The 2,312-nt window shown below is 58.5% G+C and carries 2 protein-coding genes; one reads left to right on the plus strand and one right to left on the minus strand.

All coding sequences use genetic code 11. The features are described 5' to 3' along the window. The first annotated feature begins 124 nt into the window (after positions 1-124). Complete coding sequence (rpmB, locus tag AC4GMC_RS18240) at positions 125-406, plus strand: 50S ribosomal protein L28 (RefSeq protein WP_038004153.1); 282 nt, start codon at positions 125-127, stop codon at positions 404-406. Between the two features lie 509 nt (positions 407-915). Here rpmB and AC4GMC_RS18245 read toward each other — a convergent pair. Then, positions 916-2,238 (minus strand): DEAD/DEAH box helicase, encoded by a 1,323-nt coding sequence (locus AC4GMC_RS18245; RefSeq protein ID WP_487878578.1) that lies wholly within the window; start codon positions 2,236-2,238, stop codon positions 916-918. Positions 2,239-2,312: the final 74 nt, after the last annotated feature.

A 2,312-nucleotide genomic window follows, 5' to 3' on the forward strand; every position in this document is an offset into this window, starting at 1 on the left:
ATGTTGGCGTATTTGCGGGGTGAATCGCTTGACAGCCCCCCGCAGAGAGCCTAGTACCGCGCGAACCGCGGGGCCATCAGGCCCCTGCTTTCTATCTGAATTGTATATAAACTGAGGTTGGGCCATGTCGCGCGTCTGTGAACTCTCCGGTAAAGGGCCGATGTCTGGCAACAACGTCAGCCACGCCAACAACAAAACAAAGCGTCGGTTTCTGCCGAACTTGAACGACGTAACGCTCCAGTCCGAGACACTCGGTCGTGGCGTCAAGTTGCGCATCTCGGCTTCTGCCCTGCGCACCGTCGATCACCGTGGTGGCCTTGATGCCTACCTCGCAAAAGCCAAGGACGTTGAACTGTCCGACAAAGCGCTGAAGATCAAAAAAGAGATCGCAAAAGCTTCTGCCTAAGAGAGCCTGCGATTGTTGCAAGAGCCTCGGGGTTGCCCGGGGCTTTTTGCATTTTGGCACTGCGCGTTGTGGGAAGGGCTAGGCCATAAGGCCTCTAGCCACAGCGCCGATCAGCAAGTGACGCAAAATCGCGCCATCGCTGCCAGAGCCTCTCATCACTTGTTCGGTTTGATTGCCGGGTGTCTTGGGCCAACTGCGGATCCGCGAAGAACTGCGCCGTGCGTCGCTGTTCGTTGCGTCGCAACGAGGTATCAGCCACCCCTTGAATGCATGCACATAGGGCACGGCTAGCTGCGGCACGATCAGATTGAAGGCAGGCGCGTTCGATAGGACCTGCAAACGTGAGAGAGGGTAGGGCCGCTAGGCACGCGGCAAGTATCCAAGATTTCATCATAGCCTCATACCGCATCGACCCTGTTATCGGGGCCTATGCGGAAATGATGTCAGAAACCTTAATTTGGCTCAACATCTGCGGTACAAATGGATCTGTACCGCAGATGTGCCGATTGCTACGCGGCGGTTTTACTGCGACCGCCACCGGATGGGCGTTTGTTGCGGCGTGGACCGCCAGGCTTGCCCTGTGGTTTGGGTTTGCCAGCTTTGGGCGCACCGCCTTTGGCTGGACCGCGGCCTTGACCGCCGGGACCACCACGGCGCCCACCGCCACTGCGGCCCGAAGGCTTCGCAGCATCCCCATGTGAGGGTTCCCAGCGGCGACCAGAGGCCACGGGGATGTCCAGTTTGATGACCTTTTCAATGTCTTTCAGGCAGCCGATCTCATCGGGGGCACAGAATGCAATAGCCGCCCCATCACGCCCAGCCCGTGCAGTACGACCGATGCGGTGAACATAGTTTTCGGCCACGTTTGGCAGATCAAAGTTATAGACATGCCGCACGCCGGGAATGTCGAGACCACGGGCCGCCACATCGGTGGCCACCATGATCATGGCTTCTTCGGCCTTGAATGCCTCAAGCGCGCGGGTACGTTGCCCTTGGGATTTGTTGCCGTGCACCGAAACAGCCGTAAAGCCCGCGTTCACGAGGCTTTTCATCAGTTTCTCTGCACCGTGCTTGGTGCGGGAAAACACGAGCGCGAGTTCCTTGCGGTGTTCACCCAACAACTCGATCAGGAGTTTGGATTTCTCAGCCTGCGCAATGAAGTGAATTTTCTGGGTCACTTTGTCGGCGGTCTTGCCGGGGGGCGAAACCTGCACGCGAACAGGGTTTGTCAGGTACTTGCCTGCAATTTCTTCCATTTGTTTGGGCATCGTCGCCGAAAACAGCATGGTTTGACGTTGCGCGGGCAGCAGAGACGCGATTTTGCGTAGCGCGTGGATAAAGCCCAGATCAAGCATCTGATCGGCTTCGTCCAGTACTAGGAACTGAGTTTCATCGAGGCGCATGGCTTTGCGATCTAGCAGATCGAGCAGGCGACCAGGAGTGGCGACCAGTAGGTCCGCGCCACGCTCTAGGCGTTTGACCTGCGGGCCAAGGCCGACGCCGCCCACAACCAGCTGCACCTTCAGGTGTGACCCTTCGGTGTAGGCGCGCAGGTTATCGGTGATCTGTTTTGCCAGCTCACGGGTGGGTGCGAGGATCAGGCCGCGCACGGTTTTGGCCTCAGGCTTGGTGCCCGCCGTCAAAAGTGCGTGGATCATCGGCAGGCCAAAGGCCGCCGTTTTGCCGGTGCCGGTCTGCGCGAGGCCCATAACATCCTTGCCGTTCATGGCATGAGGGATGGCTTGGGTTTGAATGGGGGTTGGCTGTGTGAGGCCTTGATCAGCCAGCGCACGTGTGAGGCGGGGCGCAAGGCCCAGCATGTCGAAATCCATCAACGGTATCCTTAGATGTCGGACGTCTTCTCCGACACCGAGCGCCACATGGCACTCTCGGGAGACGTGATTGA

The sequence above is a fragment of the Thalassobacter sp. genome, assembly GCF_982993085.1.

Excerpts from the sequence above, each read along its gene's own strand:
- rpmB (WP_038004153.1), top strand. The coding sequence starts at position 125 with ATGTCGCGCGTCTGTGAACTCTCCGGTAAAGGGCCGATGTCTGGCAAC.
- AC4GMC_RS18245 (WP_487878578.1), bottom strand. The coding sequence starts at position 2,238 with ATGGATTTCGACATGCTGGGCCTTGCGCCCCGCCTCACACGTGCGCTG.